The organism is Streptomyces sp. NPDC058195, assembly GCF_042883525.1.
Lineage (GTDB): Bacteria > Actinomycetota > Actinomycetes > Streptomycetales > Streptomycetaceae > Streptomyces.
Map to the genome: position 1 here is coordinate 137,593 of NZ_JBHVVM010000021.1, position 21,394 is coordinate 158,986.

The following is a 21,394-nucleotide window of genomic DNA, read 5'->3' on the forward strand; positions in this document are numbered from 1 at the left end:
CGCGGAGGCGGGCCGGGCACGCGCGGGTACGCACGGGCGCGCGCGCCGATGCGGGTACGGAAGAACCTCCGTCGCGGGTACGGAAGAACCTCCGTCGCGGCGGACCGTACCGACCGGCACGGTGCCGCATGCCGGGGCGCACCGGGGCACTCCGGAACGCGCCGGAGCGCGCGGTGCCTCACATGGTGTTGACGATGAGACCGATGTGGGTGAAGTAGTTCAGGCCGCCGAAGAGCAGGAAGGCGATTCCGGCGATCGCCCAGACCACGCCGATGACCGGGGTCATCCACCCCCGGGGCCGCCGCAGCGCGAACGGGAAGAGGAGGGCGCCGATGCCGACCAGGACGTACAGCCCGGACATGAAACTCGCCTCCAGCATCGGCCACTTCGCGAACTCCCCGGAGATGGGCTCCTCCGGCGGGGCGGCGAACAGGGTGTAGTTCCAGCCCGCCGCGGCGATCCCGAAGCAGGCGAGGCCCATGCCGAAGACGAACACGGAGATCGGTCCGGCGACCCGCGCCGTGCGGACGACCCGGTCGTCACCGAGGAGTTCGGCGCCGCGCTTCCACAGGTAGAAGCAGGCGGCGAGCAGGAAGACACCGAAGGCCAGGGCCGGTTCGCCGAAGATGACGTTGTCGAACGGGAAGCCCTGCCCGGCGAGCGGCCAGGTCAGGGTCATGTGCAGACCGGTGGTGACGAGGGTGAAGCCGAGCGCCGCGAACGCGAGCGCCCAGCCCTCGAAGGAGACCTCGCCGCCCGGGGAGAGCAGCCGGTACCCCAGCGCCACCACGAGCAGCAGCCCGGCGCCGGCGGCCACCGACATGATCGTGTTGTAGGTCGGCATTCTGGTCCAGTCGATCTTCAGACCGGCCGCGGCGAACTGCGTCATGGAGTGGTGGATCATGCGCGGAGCGTAGTGCCGCACGCGTCCCTCTTGGGGGATTTATAGAAATTTGCCCGCTTTACGGTCGTGTCGGTACCTGGTCCAGGCCCAGGCACCGGACCGGGGCCGGGACAGGGGCGGGGACAGGGACAGGGGCGGGGACGGGGACGGGAACGCCGCCCAGCGGGTACGGGGATTCCGTGGGCAGGAGGGTGCTCGCCTCGTCGAGGCGTCCGGCGCGCACATGTGCGTGGACCTGCCGGGCCAGCGGGGTGACGTCGCGGATCGAGACCGTCCACTCGTCCGCGTACCGCCGGGCGGCCTCGCCACAGAGCCCGAGCTGGAGGGAGCGGTGCGGCAGCCGGTCCAGACGCAGACCGCGCTCGGGATCCCACTGGACGCGGGCCGGGGCGCGGCGCAGGTTCCGCCGCCAGGTGTCCCGGTCCGGGTGAACTCGCTGGACGTAGTGCGAGAGTTCGGCGTGGGCCAGGGCCCAGTCGAAGCCCTCGCGGGTGATCTCGACGGCCAGGACGGTCTCCTGGCCCTCCTTCGTGCCCCAGCCGCAGCGGTACATCATCCACAGGAAGCTCGGCTTGATCCAGGTCATCCGGTCCCGCTTCCACTCCGGGGGGAAGCGGCCGTCCCGGGCTGCGGGGAGGCCGAGGGCGGGGCGGTACGCCTGGTACACGGTGACGGTGGTGCCGGTGTGCCGGGCACGGATCTCGTACTGCGGCGTGGCCGAAGCGGCCGACGCGGTCAAAACGGTCATGGCCTCATCAGAACACCGGGCCTCCGGGCGCGGCGAACGGTTTACCCCGGTACACCGTCGCGCGCAGGACCGTTATGCGCAGTCACGCGTGGGGCCGTCATGCGCAGAGCCGTCATGCGCAGTCATGCGCGGGGCCGTCATGCGCGGGGCCTGACATTCGTCATACGGAGTCCGGTACACGCGGCTCTGCCGGGCGCCGGGGCCCAAAGGCCAGTCTGTACGTATCGAGAGCGGGGCCGCCGAGGAGCCCGCCGCTACAGAGGAGGACCCCTCATGAGCAGCCCGGCCGCCACCCTCACCGCCCCCTCCCCCGCCTTCGTGAAAGCCCCGGCCGTCGTCACGGACGCGCCCCTCACGGACGCGCCCCTCGCGGACGGGCCCGGCGCCGCCGCGCCCTCGCGGGGCCGGGCGGTACTGAACGGTCTGCTTCCGCTGCTCGTCGATGTCGGCGTACCGCTCGCCTCGTACTACGTGCTGAGGGCGGCGGGGCTGAGCCTGTTCGCCGCGCTGGCCTGGAGCAGTGCGCTGCCCGCCGTGCGCACCGCGTGGGGCGTGCTGCGCGAGCGGCGGCTCAACGGGCTGGCGGCGCTGATCGTGACGGTCAACGCGGTGAGCCTGGTGACCAGTCTGCTGACCGGCGACCCGCGGCTGATGCTCGCCAAGGACAGCGGGGTGAGCAGCCTCATCGGGCTCGTCATCCTGGTGACGGCGCTGAAGGGCCAGCCGATGATGACCGCCGGGGTGCGTCCCTGGCTGGTGAAGGGCGCCCCGGCCAGGGACGCCGCCTGGCAGCGGCTCGCGGGTGGTTCGGCGGCGGCTTCGGCGGCCTTCCGGCGGGCGGAGAACCGGTTCTCGGTGGTGTGGGGTGCGGCGCTGCTGGGCGAGTGCGTGGTGCGGGCGGTGGGCGCGTACACGCTGCCGGTGGAGACGATGGTGTGGCTCGGCACGGTGATCATGGTGGTGACGCTGGTGGGCGCGTTCCTGGTGTCGGGCCGGGTGGGCGCGGTCCCGATGGAGCACATGATCACCGAGGAGGCCGACTCCGGGCGCTGACCGGTGCAGGGCAGGAGAAAAGGGCCGGAGGAGAGCGGGGCTGGCTCTCCTCCGGCCCTTTCGGGTGACACCAGGGGCCGCTCCCGGCAGGGAGCGGCCCCTGGTGCGTCGGTCAGTGGTTGCGGGGGAAGCCCAGGTCCACACCGGCCGGGGCGTCGGCCGGGTCCGGCCAGCGGGTGGTGACGACCTTGCCACGGGTGTAGAAGTGCACGCCGTCGTTGCCGTAGATGTGGTGGTCCCCGAAGAGGGAGTCCTTCCAGCCACCGAAGGAGTGGTAGCCCACCGGCACCGGGATCGGCACGTTGACGCCGACCATGCCGGCCTCGATCTCCATCTGGAAGCGGCGGGCGGCGCCGCCGTCACGGGTGAAGATCGCGGTGCCGTTGCCGAACGGCGAGGCGTTCATGAGGGCGACGCCCTCCTCGTACGTGTCGACGCGCAGCACGCACAGGACCGGGCCGAAGATCTCGTCCTTGTACGCGTCCGAGTCGGTGGACACGTTGTCGAGGAGGGAGAGCCCGATCCAGTGGCCCTTCTCGAAGCCCTCGACGGTGTAGCCGGTGCCGTCCAGGACGACGTCGGCGCCCTGGGCCGCGGCGCCCGTGACGTAGGAGGCCACCTTGTCGCGGTGGACGGCGGTGATCAGCGGGCCCATCTCGGACGTGGCGTCGTTGCCGGGGCCGATCTTGATCTTCTCGGCGCGCTCCTTGATCTTCGCGACGAGCTCGTCGCCGACGGCGCCGACCGCGACGACCGCGGAGATCGCCATGCAGCGCTCACCGGCGGAGCCGTACGCGGCGGAGACGGCGGCGTCGGCGGCGGCGTCGAGGTCCGCGTCCGGCAGCACCAGCATGTGGTTCTTCGCGCCGCCGAGCGCCTGGACGCGCTTGCCGTTGGCGGTGGCGACCTGGTGGATGTGGCGGGCGATCGGGGTGGAACCGACGAAGGAGACCGCGGCCACGTCGGGGTGGGCGAGGAGCCCGTCGACGGCGACCTTGTCACCGTGCAGGACGTTCAGCACGCCGTCGGGCAGACCGGCCTCGGAGGCCAGCTCGGCCAGCAGGTTGGCGGCCGACGGGTCCTTCTCGCTGGGCTTGAGGACGAAGGTGTTGCCGCAGGCGACGGCGAGCGGGAACATCCACATCGGCACCATGGCCGGGAAGTTGAACGGGGTGATGCCCACGACGACGCCGAGCGACTGGCGGATCGAGGAGACGTCGACCCGGCTGGACACCTGGGTGGACAGCTCGCCCTTGAGCTGGGTGGTGATGCCGCAGGCCAGTTCGACGATCTCCAGACCGCGGGCGACCTCGCCCAGCGCGTCGGAGTGCACCTTGCCGTGCTCGGCGGTGATCAGCGCGGCGATCTCGTCACGGTGGGCGTCCAGCAGCGCGCGGTAGCGGAAGAGGACCGCCGTACGGGCGGACAGCGAGGACGTGCCCCAGGTGGCGTAGGCGGCCTTGGCGGAGGCGACCGCGGCGTCGACCTCGTCGAGGGAGGCCAGCGCGACCTGGGTGGTGACCTCTCCGGTGGCCGGGTCGGTGACCGGGCCGTAGTTGCCCGACGCGCCCTCGACGGTCTTGCCACCGATCCAGTGGTTGACGGTCTTCATGACAGGAACTCCTTCAGTGACGTCTTCAGCGGCGTCTTCAATGGCGTCTTCAGAGGTGGTGGCGACGGTCGGCGACGTGGCGGTCGTACTCTTCCCGGGCTTTCAGGGCCGACGGCCGGGTGGCCGTCTCTGCTACGGGAACATCCCACCACGCCTGTGCCGGAGGGGGGCCCGACAGAGTGTCTGCCGTTTCGGTCTCGACGTAGACACAAGTGGGACGGTCCGACGAACGGGCCTCGGCCAGGGCTTCGCGCAGGTCACGCACGGTTTCGGCGCGCAGCACCCGCATCCCGAGGGAAGCGGCGTTGGCCGCGAGATCGACGGGCAGTGGCGGCCCGGTGAACGTGCCGTCGGGGGCCCGCAGCCGGTAGGCGGTGCCCAGGCGTTCGGCGCCGACCTGCGCGGACAGTCCTCCGATGGAGGCGTAGCCGTGGTTCTGGAGGACGACCAGTTTGACCGGGAGTCCGAGCTGCACGGCGGTGACGATCTCGGTGGGGTTCATGAGGTACGTTCCGTCGCCCACCAGCGCCCAGACGGGGCGGTCGGGGGCGGCCAGCCGGACGCCGATCGCGGCCGGGATCTCGTAGCCCATGCAGGAGTAGCCGTACTCCACGTGGTACTGGTGCGGGGAGCGGGCCCGCCACAGTCTGTGCAGGTCGCCGGGGAGCGATCCGGCCGCGTTGATGAGGATGTCGTCGTCGGTGACCAGGCCGTCGAGGGCGCCGATGACCTGGGCCTGGGTGGGGCGGGCGGCCGGGTCGGGGGCGTCGAACGCGGCGGTGACGCACCGCTCCCACGCCGCCTTGGCCTCCGTGTACTCACGTACGTAGGCGGGGGCGACGCGGTGGCCGGTGGGGGCGAGGGCCGCGGTGAGGGCTTCGAGGGCGGTGCGGGCGTCGGCGACCAGCGGGAGGGCGCCGAGCTTGTGGGCGTCGAAGCCGGTGATGCTGAGGTTGAGGAAGCGGACGTCCGGGTGCGCGAAGAGGGTGGCGGAGGCGGTGGTGAAGTCGGAGTAGCGGGTGCCGACGCCGATGACCAGGTCGGCGGTGCGGGCCAGGGCGTCGGCGGTCGCGGTGCCGGTGTGGCCGATGCCGCCGACCTCGGCGGGGTGGTCGTGGCGCAGCGCCCCCTTGCCCGCCTGGGTGGTGGCGACGGGGATGCCGGTGGCGTCGGCGAGGGCCGCCAGGGCCTCCTCGGCGGCGCTGTGGTGGACGCCGCCGCCCGCCACGAGCAGCGGCCTGCGGGCGGCGCGCACCGCCCGTACCGCGCGGTCGAGTTCGTACGGGTCGGGGGCCGGGCGGCGTACGTACCAGACGCGTTCGGCGAAGAACTCCTCCGGCCAGTCGTACGCCTGGGCCTGCACGTCCTGTGGCAGGGCGAGGGTGACGGCGCCGGTCCCGGCCGGGTCGGTGAGGGTCCGTACGGCCTGGAGGGCGGCCGGGACCAGGGCCTCGGGGCGGGTGATCCGGTCGAAGTAGCGGGAGACGGGGCGCAGGCAGTCGTTGACGGTGACGTCGCCCGCGGCGGGGACTTCGAGCTGCTGGAGCACCGGATCCGCGGGCCGGGTGGCGAAGGTGTCGCCGGGCAGGAGGAGGACGGGCAGGTGGTTGACGGTGGCGAGGGCGGCGCCGGTGACGAGGTTGGTCGCGCCGGGGCCGATCGAGGTGGTGACGGCGTGGGTGGACAGCCGCCCCGACTGGCGGGCGTAGCCGACCGCGGCGTGCACCATGGCCTGTTCGTTGCGGCCCTGGAGGTAGGGCATCGCGGCAGCGGACTCGACGAGCGCCTGGCCGATCCCGGCGACGTTGCCGTGGCCGAAGATGCCCCAGGTGGCGGCGATCAGGCGGCTGCGCCGCCCGTCGCGCTCGGTGTACTGACGGGCCAGGAAGGCCACCAGGGCCTGGGCGGTGGTCAGCCTGCGGGTGCGTGTGTTCATGGGCGCGCCTCTGCCCCGTAGAGGGGAAGCCGGGGGTCCACCGGCTGCTGGGGCCAGGTGCCGCGGATCCAGCCGTGGTCCGGATGGTCGGTGATCAGCCACTCCCGCTGCTCCCCCGGCCCCGCCATCACGTTGAGGTAGTAGAGGGTGCGGCCCGGGGAGGCGATGGAGGGGCCGTGCCAGCCGTCCGGGATCAGGATCGCGTCGCCGCTGCGGACCTCGGCGAGCACGTCCGTGCCGCCGGCGCGGGAGGGCGAGACCCGGTGGTAGCCCAGGCCGTCGTGCTCGACCTCGAAGTAGTAGATCTCCTCCAGTACGCATTCGGCGCCGGGCCGGTGCTCGTCGTGCTTGTGCGGCGGGTAGGACGACCAGTTGCCGCCGGGGGTGAGCACTTCCACGGCGATCAGCCGGTCGCACGCGAACGTGTCGGCGGCAGCGAAGTTGTTGACCTGCCGGGAGCAGTTCCCGGAGCCGCGCAGTTCGACGGGAACCTCCGGCGCGGGACCGTAGCGAGCGGGGAGTCGTCGCTCGCACTTCGCTCCTGCCAGGGCGAAGCGGCCTCCGGCGCCGGAGGCGATCTGTGCATGGGCGTCACGCGGTACATAGGCGAAGTCGGACACGCCGCTGAACACGCTTTCCCGGCCCAGCAGTTCAAAGATCTCACCTGACGTACGCACCGTACAGCCACCTGTCAGCGGCAACACGATCCACTCGCTGTCCCCGGCGTCGAACGCGTGGACGCCGCCGGGGCCCAGTTCCAGCACGCGCAGGGCGGAGCGGTCCCAGCCGGCCCGCTCGGGGCCGATGTCGAGGGTGTGATCGCCGTGCGCCGTGCTCCCGGCGCGCAGATGGTGACGGGCGTCGCTGACGTCGTGGTTGTGGTGGGTGTCGCGGGCGTCGCTGACGTCGTGGTTGTGGTGGGTGTCGCGGGTGCCGTGGTTGTGGTGGGTGTCGCGGGTGCGGTCGGTTTCGTGGCTGCGGCGGGTGCCGCGGGTGCCGCCATCCGTTGTCATGCTCCGGCCTTCCTCTCCCTCTTCCGGCGCGCCCTCTCCTCGTGCTCGCCGAGCGCCGCCTCGATCTCGGACGGGAACGGCATCGCGGACGAGCAGGCGAGCCGGGAGGCGACGAGGGCGCCCGCCGCGTTCGCGTACCGCATGACGCGTTCGATGGGCCAGCCCGCGAGGAGGCCGTGGCAGAGCGCCCCGCCGAAGGCGTCACCCGCGCCGAGCCCGTTGACCACGTCGACCGGCAGCGGCGGCACCCGGACGGTCGTGCCGTCGCGGTGGACGGCGAGCACGCCCTCGGGGCCCTGTTTGACGACGGCCAGTTCGGCGCCCGCGTCGAGCAGGGCACGGGCCGTCGCGCACGGGTCGCGCTCGCCGGTCGCGATCTCGCACTCGTCGAGGTTGCCCACCGCGACGGTGGCCAGGGCGAGGGCCCGGCGGTAGAGGGCCGCGGGGTCCGCACCCCGGGCGGGGCCCCAGAACATCGGGCGCCAGTCCAGGTCGAAGACGGTGACGCCGGAGCGGTCGCGGGCGCTCAGGGCGGCGAGGGTGGCGGAGCGGCTCGGTTCGGCGCACAGGCCGGTGCCGGTCATCCAGAAGACCCGGGCGGCCCGGATCGCGTCCAGGTCCAGTTCGGAGGCACGGATCTCCAGGTCGGGGGCCTTGGGCTGCCGGTAGAAGTAGAGCGGGAAGTCGTCGGGCGGGAAGAGTTCGCAGAACGTCACCGGCGTCGGGTACGCGTCGACCGGCGACACCCACCGGTCGTCTACCCCGAACTCCCGCAACTGCTCGCGGAGATACGTCCCGAAGGGGTCCTGGCCGGTACGCGTCACCACCGCCGTCCGCCGTCCGAGCCGGGCCGCCGCGACGGCGACGTTGGACGGTGAGCCACCGAGGAACTTCCCGAAGGTGTCGACCCGGGACAGGGGCAGACCGCTCTGCAGCGGGTAGAGATCCACACCGATACGGCCCATGGTGATGACGTCGTACCGCTCCGGCACATCCATCCCCGACACCGTCCCTCCGACACCGCCCGCCCGACACCGCCCCTCCGGCACCGTCCATCCGGCCCGGACCCGGGGCGACCGCCCCAAGATCTAGCCGCCCTCCTGAAGCCCTGTCAATGCTTTGTCCGGACATACGGACTAATGATTGACACCTGCTCACCCGCCCGTAACCCTGGACCGCATGACCTCCTCGGCAGCGGCGGCGTCCCGTATCCGCATCGGTTCGGCTCCCGACTCGTGGGGGGTCTGGTTCGCCGACGATCCGCACCAGGTGCCCTGGCAGCGCTTCCTCGACGAGGTCTCCGCGGCGGGTTACGAGTGGATCGAGCTGGGCCCGTACGGCTACCTCCCGAACGATCCGGCCCGCCTCGCCGAGGAGACCGGCCGACGCGGGCTCGCGGTCTCGGCCGGGACGGTTTTCACCGGATTGCACCACGGACCGGGCGTCTGGGACCGGACCTGGGCGCATGTCGCCAGGGTCGCGGCACTCACCCGGGCGATGGGCGCCGGGCACCTGGTCGTCATCCCCGCGTTCTGGCGCGACGACCGGACGGGCGAGACGCTGGAGGACCGCGACCTCACCGCCGGCCAGTGGCGCGATCTCACCGCACAGACGGAGCGGCTGGCCCGCGAGGTGCGGGACCGCTTCGGGCTGCGCGCCGTCGTCCATCCGCACGCCGACACCCACATCGACACCGAGGAGAACGTCGCCCGCTTCCTCGACGCCACCGACCCCGGCCTGGTCTCGCTCTGCCTGGACACCGGGCACTACGCCTACTGCGGCGGCGACAGCGTGAAGCTGATCGAGACCTACGGCGAACGGATCGGCTACCTCCACCTCAAGCAGGTCGACCCGGAGGTCCTGGCCGGGGTGGTGGCGGACGGGGTGCCGTTCGGACCGGCCGTGGCGCGCGGCGTGATGTGCGAACCGCCGGGAGGGGTGCCCGCGCTGGAGCCGGTGCTGGCCGCCGCCCGGCGGCTGGACGTCGACCTCTTCGCCATCGTCGAGCAGGACATGTACCCCTGCCCGCCCGACAGGCCCTTCCCCATCGCCCGCCGCACCCGGGAGTTCCTGCGCTCCTGCGGCGGCCGCCCCTGAGCCCTCCCTCCCCCTCTCTCCGGGTGCCCCGACGCACCCCGCGCCATAGGATGCGGACAAATCGGGGGATACGCGTAAATCGCCTCCGCCGAGGGAGCCCGAGGGAGTCCGAGTGAACTGGCCCAGCGACCCCGGCCGCCCGCCACCGGCGGGAGCACCCGGCTGGCAAAAACCGCCCGCGGGAGCGCCCGGCTGGCAACAGCCGTCCGCGGGGACACCCGGCCGGCAGCCACCGCCCGCACCCTCCGCCGGCCACCGGGGCCCGCCCGCGCCGCCGCAGCCGCGCCGCGGCCTGTGGAAGCGGTGCCTGTGGGGCGGCGTGATCCTCTGGCTGCTGACCGCGATCGTCACGTACACCACCCAGAACACCAATCTGCTGCCGACGCTCATCCTGCTCGGCAGCTTCCTGGTTCCGGCCGTCTTCGTCCTGTGGGCGTACGAGCGGCACGGCCGCGACCTGGGTGCCCCGCTGATCCTCGGCTGCTCCCTGACCGGCGGCATCCTGGGCGTGCTCGGCGCCTCGGTCATGGAGTCCTACCTGCTGCACCCCTCGGTCTGGATCTTCCTGGGGGTCGGCCTGATCGAGGAGGCGGTGAAGCTCCTGGCCCTGATGTTCGTCATCCGCCACCACCGAGAGGTACGCGGCATGCGGGCCGGGCTGGTGCTCGGCGCGGCGGTGGGGTTCGGCTTCGCCGCCTTCGAGAGCGCGGGGTACGCCTTCAACGCCGCCGTCACGATGCGGGGCATCGACCTGCGGGCCCTGCTGGAGACCGAGGTGCTGCGCGGGGTGCTGGCGCCCTTCGGGCACGGGCTCTGGACCGCGATCGCCGGTGGCGTGCTGCTCTCCTACCGAAGGCCGAACGGGCGGTTCCGCCTCGCCGCGCCGGTGATCGGCGCCTACCTCGGCGTCTCGGTGCTGCACGCTCTCTGGGACTCGATGCACGGCATCGCGCTCTGGCTGGTCCTCAGGGTCACCGACACGTACCCGAGCCGCGAGCTGTTCGCGCAGGGCTACCTCCCGGCCCCCACCACCGAACAGCAGCACCTGTTCATCCTCTTCTCGGTGGGCGGGATCGTGGCGATCACCCTGATCGCGCTGGCCTGGCTGCGGTCGCTGGCGCACGGCGCGCGCGGCCCCGGAACGCATCCGCGGCAGGACACTCGCATTCATACCCCCTAGGGGTATACAGTGGAACACGTCGGACCGCACCGGGCTCCCGGAGCTCCGGCGACGTACACCTTCCTGCCCGCCGAAGAGGAGAAGACCATGACCGCCGAGACCCAGCTTCCCCAGGCCACCAGCTCCTGCTGCACGCCCGAGGGTTCCTGCCACAGCGGCGCTGACGCCGCCGCGCAGCAGTCGGGCGGGGTGACCACCGTGTACCAGGTGTCCGGCATGACCTGCGGCCACTGCGAGGGTGCCATCTCCGAGGAGATCTCCGGTATCGAGGGTGTCACCTCGGTGAAGGCCGTGGCCTCCACGGGTCAGGTGACCGTCGTCTCCGCGGCCCCGCTGGCCGAGGACGCGGTGCGCGCCGCGGTCGACGAGGCCGGTTACGAGCTCGTCGGCCTCGCCTGAGCACCTTCGCCGCCACATCCGCGTACCGCCGCGGCGGAACCTGAACACCGCCGCTCCGGTATGCGTCCGCGACGCCCCTCCGCAGCCGGGCCGGACCTGCCAGCAGATACTGGTAGGGCACGGCCCGGTCGGCATTTCAGGAGTTTCGGACATGCACAGCACGACGGAGACCGAGACCCGCACCGCGGCGGACTCGACCGCTGAACTCGCGATCGGCGGGATGACCTGCGCCTCCTGCGCGGCCCGTATCGAGAAGAAGCTCAACCGGATGGACGGCGTCACCGCCACCGTCAACTACGCCACCGAGAAGGCCAAGGTCAGCTACCGGGGCGAGGACCTCTCCGTACAGGACCTGATCGCCACCGTCGAGAAGACCGGCTACACCGCGGAGCCGGTACGGGCCCCGGAGCCGCCGCCCACGGCCAGGACCGGCGCGGATGCCCAGGACACCGGAGCCAGGGACGCCCAGGACACCGGGACCGACGGCGCCGGGACCGACGACGGCGCGTCCGGGGCGCTGCGCCAGCGTCTGATCGTCTCGGCCGTGCTCTCCGCGCCCGTCATCCTGCTCGCGATGGTCCCGCCCTTCCAGTTCGACAACTGGCAGTGGCTCTCCCTCACTCTCGCCGCCCCCGTGGTCGTCTGGGGCGGGCTGCCCTTCCACCGCGCGACCTGGGCCGGTCTCCGGCACGGCGCGGCCACCATGGACACCCTGGTCTCGATCGGCACGCTGGCCGCCTTCGGCTGGTCGCTGTGGGCCCTCTTCTTCGGTGACGCGGGCATGCCCGGAATGCGGCACGGTTTCGACTTCACCGTCCGGCACGCCGGGGACACGTCCACCCTCTACCTGGAGGTCGCGGCCGGGGTCATCACCTTCATCCTGCTGGGCCGCTACCTGGAGGCCCGGTCCAAGCGGAAGGCCGGTTCCGCACTGCGGGCGCTCCTGCACCTGGGCGCGAAGGAGGTGTCCGTCCTCAGGGGCGGCACGGAGGTACGCGTCCCGGTCGCCCGGCTCGCCGTGGGCGACCGCTTCGTGGTCCGCCCCGGCGAGAAGATCGCCACGGACGGCACCGTCGTCGAGGGCGCCTCGGCCGTGGACGCCTCGATGCTGACCGGCGAGTCCGTGCCCGTGGAGGTCAGCGCCGGGGACGACGTCACCGGAGCCACCGTGAACACCTCCGGCCGGCTGGTCGTCGAGGCCACCCGGGTCGGCGCCGACACCCAGCTCGCCCGGATGGCGAAGCTCGTCGAGGACGCCCAGAGCGGCAAGGCCGAGGTACAGCGGCTCGCCGACCGGATCTCCGCCGTCTTCGTCCCCGCGGTGCTGGTGATCGCGCTGGTCACCCTGGTGGTGTGGCTGCTGGCCACGGACGACGTGACGGCCGCGTTCACGGCCGCCGTGGCCGTACTGATCATCGCCTGCCCCTGCGCCCTGGGCCTCGCCACCCCGACCGCCCTCATGGTCGGCACCGGACGCGGCGCCCAGCTCGGCATCCTCATCAAGGGACCGGAAGTCCTGGAGACCACCCGCCGCGTCGACACCATCGTCCTCGACAAGACCGGCACCGTCACCACCGGCCGCATGACCCTCCTCGACGTCCACACCACCGCCACCACCACCGAGAACGAGGTCCTCCGCCTCGCCGGAGCCCTGGAACACTCCTCCGAACACCCCATCGCCCAGGCCGTCGCCACCGGAGCCACCGACCGCACCGGCACCACCCTCCCCACCCCCGAGGACTTCACCAACGTCCCCGGACTCGGCGTACGCGGCACCGTGGACGGGCACCGCGTCCTCGTCGGCCGCCCGCGGCTCCTGGCCGACGCGGGGATCGGCACCCCCGAGGCCCTGTCCCGGGCGGTCACCGACGCGGCGGCCCAGGGGCGCACCGCGGTCCTGGTCGCCTGGGACGGTGAGGCGCGGGCGGTGCTGGAGGTCGCCGACAAGGTCAAGGACACCAGCGCCGAGGCCATCGCCGAGCTGCGCGCGCTCGGCCTCCGCCCCGTCCTGCTGACCGGCGACAACCGCGCCGCCGCCGAAACCGTGGCCCACGCCGTCGGGGTCGACGAGGTGCACGCCGAGGTGCTGCCCGAGGAGAAGGTGCACGTCATCGAGCGCCTTCAGGCCGAGGGCCGTTCGGTCGCCATGGTCGGGGACGGGGTCAACGACGCCGCCGCCCTCGCCACCGCCGACCTGGGCCTCGCGATGGGGACGGGCACGGACGCCGCGATCGAGGCGAGCGATCTCACGCTGGTTCGTGGAGATCTCAAGGTGGCCGCCGACGCGATCCGCCTGTCCAGGCGCACCCTGGCCACCATCAGGGGCAACCTCTTCTGGGCCTTCGGCTATAACATCGCCGCCCTACCCCTTGCGGCATTTGGCCTGCTCAACCCTATGATTGCGGGAGCGGCGATGGCCTTCTCATCGGTCTTCGTCGTGACGAACAGCCTACGGTTGCGCGCCTTCACGTAATTTCCACAAAGAGATCTAGATCACATGGATTTCTAGGTAACCATCCGGCGGGCTCGTGAGTCTAAGAGTGCGATGCCAAGGATGTCTTGGGGGACGTCCGCGGAGCGTCTTGGGGGACGCTCCGGGCAAGCGTTGGCCGGGGCACGTGCACCGGGGAGCTTTGAGCGGCCCTCCCGCACGGTACGTACCCCGGCAGATCGCAGCACGACCGCGGCAGGACGCAGCTCGACCACAACAGAAGAAGCGCAGCTCACAGCAGCTGCGCGGCGCTCAGGAGCTGCGGCTCCCACAGACGCCCGGCCGGATCCCGTGGGGGGAATCCGCTCCGGGACACGGGAAGCGCCTCGCTGTCGGCCCGTGGGGGGATCGACGGCGAGGCGCTTCTCTCTGTTCGCGTCCCGCACGTCACACGAGGCGGCAGGCCCACCTCGCCCACGGCGCCGGGCCCGCATCACGGCGCGCGGGGCGGGCACGCACAATCGCCCCGGACACCGCGCTCTGTGCGAAAGCGCGGTACGCGGGGCGAAGTTCGACCGGCCTCGGTGACCGGGGCCGTGCGGGGGGTGTCAGGCGGTTCAGCGACCCTCGACCGGAACGAAGTCGCGCAGGACCTCACCGGTGTAGATCTGGCGCGGGCGGCCGATGCGGGAACCCGGCTCCTTGATCATCTCGTGCCACTGGGCGATCCAGCCGGGAAGGCGGCCGAGCGCGAAGAGCACGGTGAACATCTCCGTCGGGAAGCCCATGGCCCGGTAGATCAGACCGGTGTAGAAGTCCACGTTCGGGTAGAGGTTGCGCGCGATGAAGTACTCGTCGCTCAGCGCGTGCTCTTCCAGCTTCAGCGCGATGTCGAGCAGCTCGTCGGACTTGCCGAGCGCGGACAGCACGTCGTGGGCGGCGGCCTTGATGATCTTGGCGCGCGGGTCGAAGGACTTGTAGACGCGGTGGCCGAAGCCCATCAGCCGGACGCCGTCCTCCTTGTTCTTCACCTTGCGGATGAAGGAGTCGACATCGCCGCCATTGGCCTGGATGCCTTCCAGCATCTCCAGAACCGACTGGTTGGCGCCACCGTGCAGGGGGCCCCAGAGCGCCGAGATGCCGGCGGAGATCGAGGCGAACATGTTCGCCTGCGAGGAGCCGACCAGACGCACGGTGGAGGTCGAACAGTTCTGCTCGTGGTCCGCGTGCAGGATGAGCAGCTTGTCGAGCGCGGAGACGACGACCGGGTCCAGCTCGTACTCCTGGGCCGGGACCGAGAAGGTCATGCGCAGGAAGTTCTCGACGTACCCGAGGTCGTTGCGCGGGTAGACGAAGGGGTGGCCGATCGACTTCTTGTAGGCGTACGCCGCGATCGTCGGCAGCTTGGCGAGCAGCCGGATCGTCGAGAGGTGGCGCTGCTCCTCGTCGAACGGGTTGTGGCTGTCCTGGTAGAACGTGGACAGCGCGCTGACGACCGAGGACAGCATGGCCATCGGGTGGGCGTCGCGCGGGAAGCCGTCGAAGAAGCGCTTGACGTCTTCGTGCAGCAGGGTGTGCTGGGTGATCTCGTTCTTGAAGGTCGCCAGCTCGTCGACCTTGGGAAGCTCGCCGTTGATGAGCGTGTACGCGACCTCCAGGAACGTCGAGTGCTCGGCGAGCTGCTCGATGGGGTAGCCGCGGTAGCGGAGGATGCCCTGCTCACCATCGAGGTAGGTGATGGCGGATTTATAGGCTGCGGTGTTGCCGTATCCGCTGTCCAGTGTCACCAGACCGGTATTGGCCCGGAGCTTCCCGATATCGAAGCCCTTGTCGCCGACGGTGCTGTCGATCACCGGGTAGGTGTATTCGCCGTCGCCGTACCGCAGTACTACAGAGTTGTCGCTCACGTCATCCCTCACCGACGTAGTGCCTCTTCTTCGAGGTTCCCTGACTGTCTCCACCCTCCCCCATTTGGCGCAGGAGAGTGCACTCGGGGTCGTCCATTGGACCTACTCGCGGCACTGAGTGCCGCGAGCCTACTCATCCTGCCCCCTCGGTTCCGGTTCCGGAAGGGCTGCGTGATGTTTCCCACCGATTTGATCGATCATTTTTCCTCCGGTTCCTCCGGCGATCCTCCGCCGAAGCGCCCCGACAGCCGGTAATCCAACGCCGTACAGCGCCTGCCTGCGGAAACCGTACGGACCGCCTGGCCGATCGCCTGGCGCGAACCGACCAGCACGACAAGCTTCTTGGCCCGCGTGACGGCGGTGTAGAGGAGGTTGCGCTGGAGCATCATCCACGCACTCTTGGTGACGGGGATGACGACGGCCGGGTACTCGCTGCCCTGGGAGCGGTGGATCGTCATGGCGTACGCGTGCGCCAGCTCGTCCAGCTCGTCGAAGTCGTAGCCGATCTCCTCGTCCTCGTCGGTGAGCACGGTCAGCTTCTGTTCATCCAGGTCAAGGGCGGTGACGACGCCGACCGTCCCGTTGAAGACGCCGTTCTCCCCCTTGTCGTAGTTGTTGCGGATCTGGGTGACCTTGTCGCCGACCCGGAAGACCCGGCCGCCGAACCGCTTCTCCGGAACGTCCGGGCGGCCCGGGGTGACGGCCTGCTGGAGGAGCCCGTTGAGCACCCCGGCGCCTGCCGGGCCCCGGTGCATCGGGGCGAGGACCTGTACGTCGCGCCGCGCGTCGAGGCCGAACTTGGCGGGGATCCGCCGGGCCGCGACATCCACCGCGAGTTTGCCCGCGTCCTCCGTCTCGTCCTCCACGAAGAGGAAGAAGTCGTTGAGGCCCTGGGTGAGCGGCGGCACCCCGGAGTTGATCCGGTGCGCGTTGGTGACGACGCCGGACTGCTGGGCCTGGCGGAAGATCGTGGTGAGCCGGACGGCCGGGACGGGGCTGCCGTCGGCGAGCAGATCCCGCAGCACCTCCCCCGCCCCCACCGACGGCAGCTGGTCGACATCCCCGACGAGCAGCAGGTGTGCGCCTGGCGCCACCGCCTTCAGCAGTTTGTTGGCGAGCAGCAGGTCCAGCATCGACGCCTCGTCGACCACGACCAGATCGGCGTCCAGCGGGCGCTCCCGGTCGTAGGCGGCGTCGCCGCCCGGCTTCAGTTCGAGCAGCCGGTGCACGGTGGACGCCTCCGCGCCGGTCAGCTCGGAGAGCCGCTTGGCCGCCCGGCCGGTCGGCGCGGCCAGCACCACCTTGGCCTTCTTGGCCCGCGCCAGCTCCACGATCGACCGGACGGTGAACGACTTCCCGCAGCCGGGCCCGCCCGTCAGCACCGCGACCTTCCGGCTGAGCGCGAGCCGCACCGCCGCCTCCTGCTCGGGTGCCAGCTCCGCCCCCGTACGCCCCCTCAGCCAGGTCAGCGCCTTGCCCCAGTCCACGTCCGCGAAGGCCGAAAGCCGCTCCTCGGGCGTCCGCAGCAGCCGCCCCACCTGCGCGGCAAGGGCCACCTCGGCGCGGTGGAACGGCACCAGGTAGATCGCCGTGACCAGCTCGCCGCCCTCCGGGGAGGGCACCTTCTCCCGTACGACACCCTCCGGATCCGCGGCCAGCTCGGCGAGGCACTCGATGACCAGGCCGGTGTCCACCTGGAGCAGCTTCACCCCGTCCGCGATCAGCCTCTCCTCGGGGAGGAAGCAGTGCCCCTGGTCGGTGGACTGCGACAGCGCGTACTGCAGCCCGGCCTTGACCCTCTCCGGGCTGTCGTGCGGGATGCCGACCGCCTGGGCGATCTTGTCGGCGGTGAGGAACCCGATGCCCCAGACGTCGGCGGCCAGCCGGTAGGGCTGGTTCTTCACCACGGAGATCGAGGCGTCCTCGTACTTCTTGTAGATACGGACGGCGATGGAGGTGGAGACGCCGACGCCCTGGAGGAAGACCATCACCTCCTTGATCGCCTTCTGCTCCTCCCAGGCCGCTGCGATCATCTTCGTCCGCTTCGGGCCGAGGCCGGGCACTTCGATCAGGCGGGTGGGTTCCTGCTCGATGACGTCCAGGGTGTCGACGCCGAAGTGGGTGGTGATCCGGTCGGCCATGACGGGGCCGATGCCCTTGATCAGGCCGGAACCGAGATAGCGGCGGATGCCCTGGATGGTGGCGGGCAGGACCGTCGTGTAGTTCTCCACGACGAACTGCTTGCCGTACTGGGAGTGGGATCCCCAGCGCCCCTCCATCCGCAGCGACTCCCCCGGCTGCGCGCCGAGCAGCGAACCGACCACCGTCAGCAGGTCGTTCGCCCCGCGGCCGGTATCGACGCGGGCGACCGTGTACCCGTTCTCCTCGTTGGCGTACGTGATGCGCTCCAGCACACCTTCGAGGACGGCCAAGTTCGGCATCGTGGACATATCCCGACGGTACCGGTCCCTGCTGACAGCCCCCGAACGGCCCGGCGCCCGGCGCCCCGCACAGCGGAGCCGCGACGGCTTCGGCCTCAAGGAGCTCAAGGAGCTCAAAGAGCTCAAAGAGCTCAAAGAGCTCAAAGAAGGAGAACAGGCTCAGTGCGGCGTGACGTACTCCACCTTCACCACGTCCGGCACGCCGGGCAGCATCGTCCGGCCGGTCAGGAGGGCCTGCGCCGAGGTGTCGCCCAGGAGGTACCGGCGGAAGAACGCCACGGTGTAGCCCTGGGTGATCCGGCGCTGGACGGCCTCGCCGAGCCCCTGGTCCCGCCGGTCCGTACCGTCCTGCGCGACGCACTGTCCGCGGCGCTCGCCGGGGATCGCGTCGTTCACCGCGGCCACCTGGCCACTGCTGGGGGACCACTGGGTGTTGAAGTAGTTGTGGTTGCCGCCGGTGAGGGTGACGCCGTGCAGGGGCGCCTTGTTCTTCCCCTTGTTCCACTTCACGTACTCACCGGTGTTGACCTGGTCGCACGTGCCCCACAGCACGGCCAGCGGGACCTTGGTGACCGGCTCGTTGTCCCAGGTGGCGGTGGGCGCGAGGCCGAGCGCCGCCTTCACCGTCACTCCGGCGGGCCAGTCGCCGTGCCGCTCGTCGGAGACCTGCTGCATCACGCCTCCCCCGCCCATGGAGTGGCCGAGGGTGCCCACGCGCCCCAGGTCCAGGCGGCCGGCGAACGCGGCGCCCTCGGCCCGCCCGGTCACCGGATTCTTGAGCATCCTCTTCAACGGACCCTTGCCCGAGTCGAGTTGGCGCCAGAGCTCCAGATGCCTGTTGAGGAGCCCGGCCCGCGCCTGGTAGACCGACTCCGCCTGCCCGCCACTGGTCGCGTTGATTCCGTTGGCCCCCATGGAGACCACGACGAACCCTTCACGGGCCAGGCTCTCGGCCAGGTACGCGTACCCCGAGCTGCTCGGCAGCGCGGGAACCCCCGCCCGGCAGGGCCAGGCCCACAGCCGGTCGCCCATCTCGCCGATGATCCGCGTCTGGCGGGCCGCCCCGGCCTCGTCCCCCGCCTGCTCGGCCCGCTCCAGCGCCTTGTGCGCCTTCGTCAGCGCGCGCTGGGCGGCGCGGTCCGCACAGGTGGCCCACTGCCCGTGCTGCATGACGATCACCGGATGCCTGCCCGGGGCTGGCCCCGAGGACCCGGGCGCCTCGGGGTAGCGCACGACCGCGGCGATCTCACTCTTCCCCTCGTACGGCGCCCCCGGCTCGAAGGCCAGGTCACCGAGGCTGTAGACCGCCCGCCCCACCGGCACCGCGGCCGTGTTCGGGGTGACGGCCCCGGCCTCGGCGGGCGCCGTCACCACACCCGCGACGATCAGGGCTCCCGCCGCCAGCGCCGCCGCACCGGCCACCCGGCCGCCTCTCTTCTCCACCGTCGTCACCGCCATGCGCGGTCCAGCCTCCCACTCCCAGGTCACTCCGGTTGACACAGGTCCGGCCACGACCGGGCAGCTGCGCTCCGCGCGCCGGGGACGAACAGGCCCACCCTGACCGGGACTTGTCAGAAACCTGTGAGCCCGGTGTCAGGAATCCCGAGCCCGTCGACGGAACCGAGCCCACCAGTCGGACACCAGGGCTGATTCCACCAGGGATGACGGGACAGCCCTGAGCGACCGGCTTGCGTGCGGCGCGGGCAGCGCGGGCGTCGGCTCGGTGAACGCCCGTACGCCGGAATAGCGAGGGGAGACCCCTTCGCCAACCAGACGCGTGCGGCACACGATCTGACCGCCGGTCAGCGAGGAGGAGGAGAAGAAGGGGCGGGAAATGCGGGGAATCACTCAGACAGAGAAGCCTTTATCCCCGGCTTTTCGGAATTCATGGCACAGGGAGATAACGCACCGCTCTCGCCCGCCCTCACCGAGGCATATCCTCCTGCGTGACGCAGGAGGATATGCGGCGCGCCCGGTTCAGATGCGTGCGTCGATGTACTGGGCGATCTCGGTGATCCTGGGTTCGTCCTCGGGGGGGACCACATAGTGGTGCTCCCTGATGTACGTGAGGAATTCCTCCGGAAGCTTCACATGATGTGTCCAGACGTAGAACCAGAGGTCTCCGCGCCAGATCCACTCCCCGTCGGAGAAGATCGAGTCGCCGCCGAGCACGGTCTTGCCGGTTCCGAGTACGTCCTCGGAGACTCCCATGACGCTGAAGATCTCGTGTCCGCCGCGGAGATACTCCGCGATCCGCTGAGCATCCTCATAGGCTTCCGGCGCGAGGAAATCCCGCACACTTCCCCTCGGAGTGCCGAACGAGGGAGACCAGAGTTCCTGGAAGAAGTCGGCGATCTGCATGGGTCCTCTGCTAACTGGTCTTGGGATAGAAGGTTTCCCAGTATCCCTCATCGAAGATCTTCGGAACCTGGTTGGGGCCGAGCTTCCTGTTCACGCCGACCTTGTTGGTGGGAGCCATCACGGTCACACCGAGTTCATTGGCGACAGCCTGTCCGGCGGGAATGTTCTTCGCTTCTGCCGTTACCGTTCCGGTGTGGCACGACACCAGCCGCACGGGGCCTCCGTCATAACTCGGATTGGCCCGAATAGCCTCCGCGATATGCGTCGGATGAGTGGCGGGGGCAGGGAATCCCACGCCTGCCTCGTTCACTCGTCCGGGCAGGAAGTAGCCCTCGTTGTTTCCGTGCACGACCACATCGTGGTGCCCCGGGAGCGGCTGGACCAGATCGAAGTTGATCAATGTGCTGCTGTCGTATCCCACGGCTGTTCTGCCGTCGCGGAAATAGACGGGGTCACCGGTGTCCAGGACGATATCGCCGGGCTCCTTCGGAGGTACCGCGATGGTCGACTCGGGTGAGGTCCGCGCTTCGTAGTCACGACGGGTACCCATGTCATCGAGGTCGAGTGCGTGGGTTGCGTCACCGGGGACGTGAGCGGGATCGTGAGCGGAAGGTCCGTCCGCCGCGTCGGACGCGGGCCGGTGGTCGTCCGGGCCGTGCGCGTTCGGCTCGTCCGGGCCGTGCGCGTTCGGCTCGTCCGGCACCCGTTCGGGGTCCGGGGTGTCTCCGTGGTGCGGAGGCCTCGGCTCCTGCGGTCCGTCGCCGCCGGGGTGGGACGGTCCGTCGCCGCCGTGTCCGCTTCCTCCGCCGCCCGGACGAGGGTCGGATGAGTGGGAGGTTCCGCCGAAGGCGTCATCGCCGACATGGGCCACGTTCTCCGCGGTGTGGGTACCGGCACCGACGAGTGCGGGTTCCTTGACCTGGAGATCGGGGTGCGCGTTGTCGAGGTGAGGAGTGGGTTCCCTGGGGGCGTCGGCGGCGTGCTGGACGACGTTGCCGTCCTTGTTGAGGAGGTTGCCGTCGGGGTCGAAGTACTGGCCGGGGCTGTCGGTGTGGGTGGGGAGTTTGGTGGTGTTCTCGGGAAGGACGGGGGTGTCGTCGGGGAACTTGATGTTCCCGTCGGGGAGTTTGACGCCGCCTTCGGGGATCTTCGCGCCCTCGGGGAGGTGGAAGGTGCCGTCGGGCAGCTTGAGGGAGCCCTCGGGCAGGGTGACCGCGCCGTCGGGGAGTTTGGGGATCTCGATGCCGGAGATGCCCTTGAGGCCCTTGGTGATGTCGCCGATCTTGGAGAGTCCGGCGCCCGCGCCCTTGGC

The 21,394-nt window shown here is 70.7% G+C and carries 15 protein-coding genes and 1 pseudogene; 5 read left to right on the forward strand and 11 right to left on the reverse strand.

The annotated features are described in order from the left end of the window. Nucleotides 1-178 precede the first annotated feature (178 nt). Together ACFVWY_RS24870 and ACFVWY_RS24875 are read right to left on the reverse strand one after the other, a co-directional pair. A complete protein-coding gene (locus tag ACFVWY_RS24870; protein WP_389876352.1) occupies nucleotides 179-904 on the reverse strand; it encodes a DUF981 domain-containing protein in 726 nt (241 codons plus the stop codon). A 58-nt stretch (nucleotides 905-962) separates the two neighbouring features. Continuing rightward, complete coding sequence (locus ACFVWY_RS24875) at nucleotides 963-1,652, reverse strand: DUF4291 domain-containing protein (protein ID WP_389876354.1); 690 nt, start codon at nucleotides 1,650-1,652, stop codon at nucleotides 963-965. A 273-nt stretch (nucleotides 1,653-1,925) separates the two neighbouring features. On the opposite strand from ACFVWY_RS24875, the gene ACFVWY_RS24880 reads away from it, so the two are divergent. Next, nucleotides 1,926-2,705 carry a VC0807 family protein gene (locus ACFVWY_RS24880; RefSeq protein WP_389876356.1) on the forward strand — a complete coding sequence of 260 codons (780 nt, stop codon included), beginning with the start codon at nucleotides 1,926-1,928 and terminating at the stop codon, nucleotides 2,703-2,705. Nucleotides 2,706-2,817: 112 nt separating this feature from the next. Here the strand turns inward: ACFVWY_RS24880 and ACFVWY_RS24885 are convergent, their stop codons facing one another. From ACFVWY_RS24885 to iolC, 4 genes are read right to left on the reverse strand one after another with little or no spacing between them, the layout of a single operon-like run. Beyond that, nucleotides 2,818-4,317 carry a CoA-acylating methylmalonate-semialdehyde dehydrogenase gene (locus ACFVWY_RS24885; protein ID WP_389876358.1) on the reverse strand — a complete coding sequence of 500 codons (1,500 nt, stop codon included), beginning with the start codon at nucleotides 4,315-4,317 and terminating at the stop codon, nucleotides 2,818-2,820. 49 nt (nucleotides 4,318-4,366) lie between these two features. Further along, nucleotides 4,367-6,253: a 3D-(3,5/4)-trihydroxycyclohexane-1,2-dione acylhydrolase (decyclizing) gene (iolD, locus tag ACFVWY_RS24890; RefSeq protein ID WP_389876361.1), complete on the reverse strand. Its 1,887-nt coding sequence runs from the start codon at nucleotides 6,251-6,253 to the stop codon at nucleotides 4,367-4,369. Continuing rightward, nucleotides 6,250-7,266 (reverse strand): 5-deoxy-glucuronate isomerase, encoded by a 1,017-nt coding sequence (iolB, locus tag ACFVWY_RS24895; RefSeq protein WP_389876364.1) that lies wholly within the window; start codon nucleotides 7,264-7,266, stop codon nucleotides 6,250-6,252. Before iolB ends, iolD begins: the two co-directional genes overlap by 4 nt. Then, entirely contained in the window at nucleotides 7,263-8,258 is a 996-nt protein-coding gene (iolC, locus tag ACFVWY_RS24900; RefSeq protein ID WP_389876397.1) for a 5-dehydro-2-deoxygluconokinase, read from the reverse strand. The genes iolB and iolC overlap by 4 nt, the downstream gene beginning before the upstream one ends. Nucleotides 8,259-8,445: 187 nt before the next feature. On the opposite strand from iolC, the gene ACFVWY_RS24905 reads away from it, so the two are divergent. The 4 genes from ACFVWY_RS24905 to ACFVWY_RS24920 all read left to right on the forward strand — a co-directional run bounded on the left by ACFVWY_RS24905 (nucleotide 8,446) and on the right by ACFVWY_RS24920 (nucleotide 13,415). After that, the gene (locus ACFVWY_RS24905; RefSeq protein ID WP_389876367.1) at nucleotides 8,446-9,363 is read left to right on the forward strand and encodes a sugar phosphate isomerase/epimerase family protein; all 918 of its coding nucleotides are present in this window, start codon (nucleotides 8,446-8,448) and stop codon (nucleotides 9,361-9,363) included. Between the two features lie 319 nt (nucleotides 9,364-9,682). Then, on the forward strand, nucleotides 9,683-10,543 hold the full coding sequence (locus ACFVWY_RS24910; RefSeq protein ID WP_389876370.1) for a PrsW family intramembrane metalloprotease: 861 nt from the start codon (nucleotides 9,683-9,685) through the stop codon (nucleotides 10,541-10,543). 87 nt (nucleotides 10,544-10,630) lie between these two features. Further along, complete coding sequence (locus tag ACFVWY_RS24915) at nucleotides 10,631-10,942, forward strand: heavy-metal-associated domain-containing protein (RefSeq protein WP_389876373.1); 312 nt, start codon at nucleotides 10,631-10,633, stop codon at nucleotides 10,940-10,942. A gap of 151 nt (nucleotides 10,943-11,093) precedes the next feature. Continuing rightward, the gene (locus ACFVWY_RS24920; protein ID WP_389876375.1) at nucleotides 11,094-13,415 is read left to right on the forward strand and encodes a heavy metal translocating P-type ATPase; all 2,322 of its coding nucleotides are present in this window, start codon (nucleotides 11,094-11,096) and stop codon (nucleotides 13,413-13,415) included. A gap of 575 nt (nucleotides 13,416-13,990) precedes the next feature. On the opposite strand, the gene ACFVWY_RS24925 is transcribed toward ACFVWY_RS24920, so the two are convergent. The 5 genes and pseudogenes from ACFVWY_RS24925 to ACFVWY_RS24945 all read right to left on the reverse strand — a co-directional run. Then, nucleotides 13,991-15,280: a citrate synthase gene (locus ACFVWY_RS24925; RefSeq protein WP_389876377.1), complete on the reverse strand. Its 1,290-nt coding sequence runs from the start codon at nucleotides 15,278-15,280 to the stop codon at nucleotides 13,991-13,993. Between the two features lie 197 nt (nucleotides 15,281-15,477). After that, complete coding sequence (locus ACFVWY_RS24930) at nucleotides 15,478-17,721, reverse strand: ATP-dependent RecD-like DNA helicase (RefSeq protein ID WP_389876399.1); 2,244 nt, start codon at nucleotides 17,719-17,721, stop codon at nucleotides 15,478-15,480. A gap of 159 nt (nucleotides 17,722-17,880) precedes the next feature. Continuing rightward, nucleotides 17,881-19,179 carry an alpha/beta hydrolase family protein gene (locus ACFVWY_RS24935; protein ID WP_389876380.1) on the reverse strand — a complete coding sequence of 433 codons (1,299 nt, stop codon included), beginning with the start codon at nucleotides 19,177-19,179 and terminating at the stop codon, nucleotides 17,881-17,883. Nucleotides 19,180-19,698: 519 nt separating this feature from the next. Further along, entirely contained in the window at nucleotides 19,699-20,082 is a 384-nt protein-coding gene (locus ACFVWY_RS24940; RefSeq protein WP_389876383.1) for a hypothetical protein, read from the reverse strand. 10 nt (nucleotides 20,083-20,092) lie between these two features. Next, nucleotides 20,093-21,394, reverse strand: a pseudogene (locus ACFVWY_RS24945) (hypothetical protein); the annotation flags it as partial.

Coding starts and splice junctions, on each gene's coding strand:
- ACFVWY_RS24880 (WP_389876356.1), top strand. CDS start 1,926: ATGAGCAGCCCGGCCGCCACCCTCACCGCCCCCTCCCCCGCCTTCGTG.
- ACFVWY_RS24875 (WP_389876354.1), bottom strand. CDS start 1,652: ATGACCGTTTTGACCGCGTCGGCCGCTTCGGCCACGCCGCAGTACGAG.
- ACFVWY_RS24915 (WP_389876373.1), top strand. CDS start 10,631: ATGACCGCCGAGACCCAGCTTCCCCAGGCCACCAGCTCCTGCTGCACG.
- ACFVWY_RS24930 (WP_389876399.1), bottom strand. CDS start 17,721: ATGCCGAACTTGGCCGTCCTCGAAGGTGTGCTGGAGCGCATCACGTAC.
- ACFVWY_RS24935 (WP_389876380.1), bottom strand. CDS start 19,179: ATGGCGGTGACGACGGTGGAGAAGAGAGGCGGCCGGGTGGCCGGTGCG.
- iolB (WP_389876364.1), bottom strand. CDS start 7,266: ATGACAACGGATGGCGGCACCCGCGGCACCCGCCGCAGCCACGAAACC.
- ACFVWY_RS24885 (WP_389876358.1), bottom strand. CDS start 4,317: ATGAAGACCGTCAACCACTGGATCGGTGGCAAGACCGTCGAGGGCGCG.
- ACFVWY_RS24920 (WP_389876375.1), top strand. CDS start 11,094: ATGCACAGCACGACGGAGACCGAGACCCGCACCGCGGCGGACTCGACC.
- iolD (WP_389876361.1), bottom strand. CDS start 6,253: ATGAACACACGCACCCGCAGGCTGACCACCGCCCAGGCCCTGGTGGCC.
- ACFVWY_RS24870 (WP_389876352.1), bottom strand. CDS start 904: ATGATCCACCACTCCATGACGCAGTTCGCCGCGGCCGGTCTGAAGATC.
- ACFVWY_RS24940 (WP_389876383.1), bottom strand. CDS start 20,082: ATGCAGATCGCCGACTTCTTCCAGGAACTCTGGTCTCCCTCGTTCGGC.
- ACFVWY_RS24905 (WP_389876367.1), top strand. CDS start 8,446: ATGACCTCCTCGGCAGCGGCGGCGTCCCGTATCCGCATCGGTTCGGCT.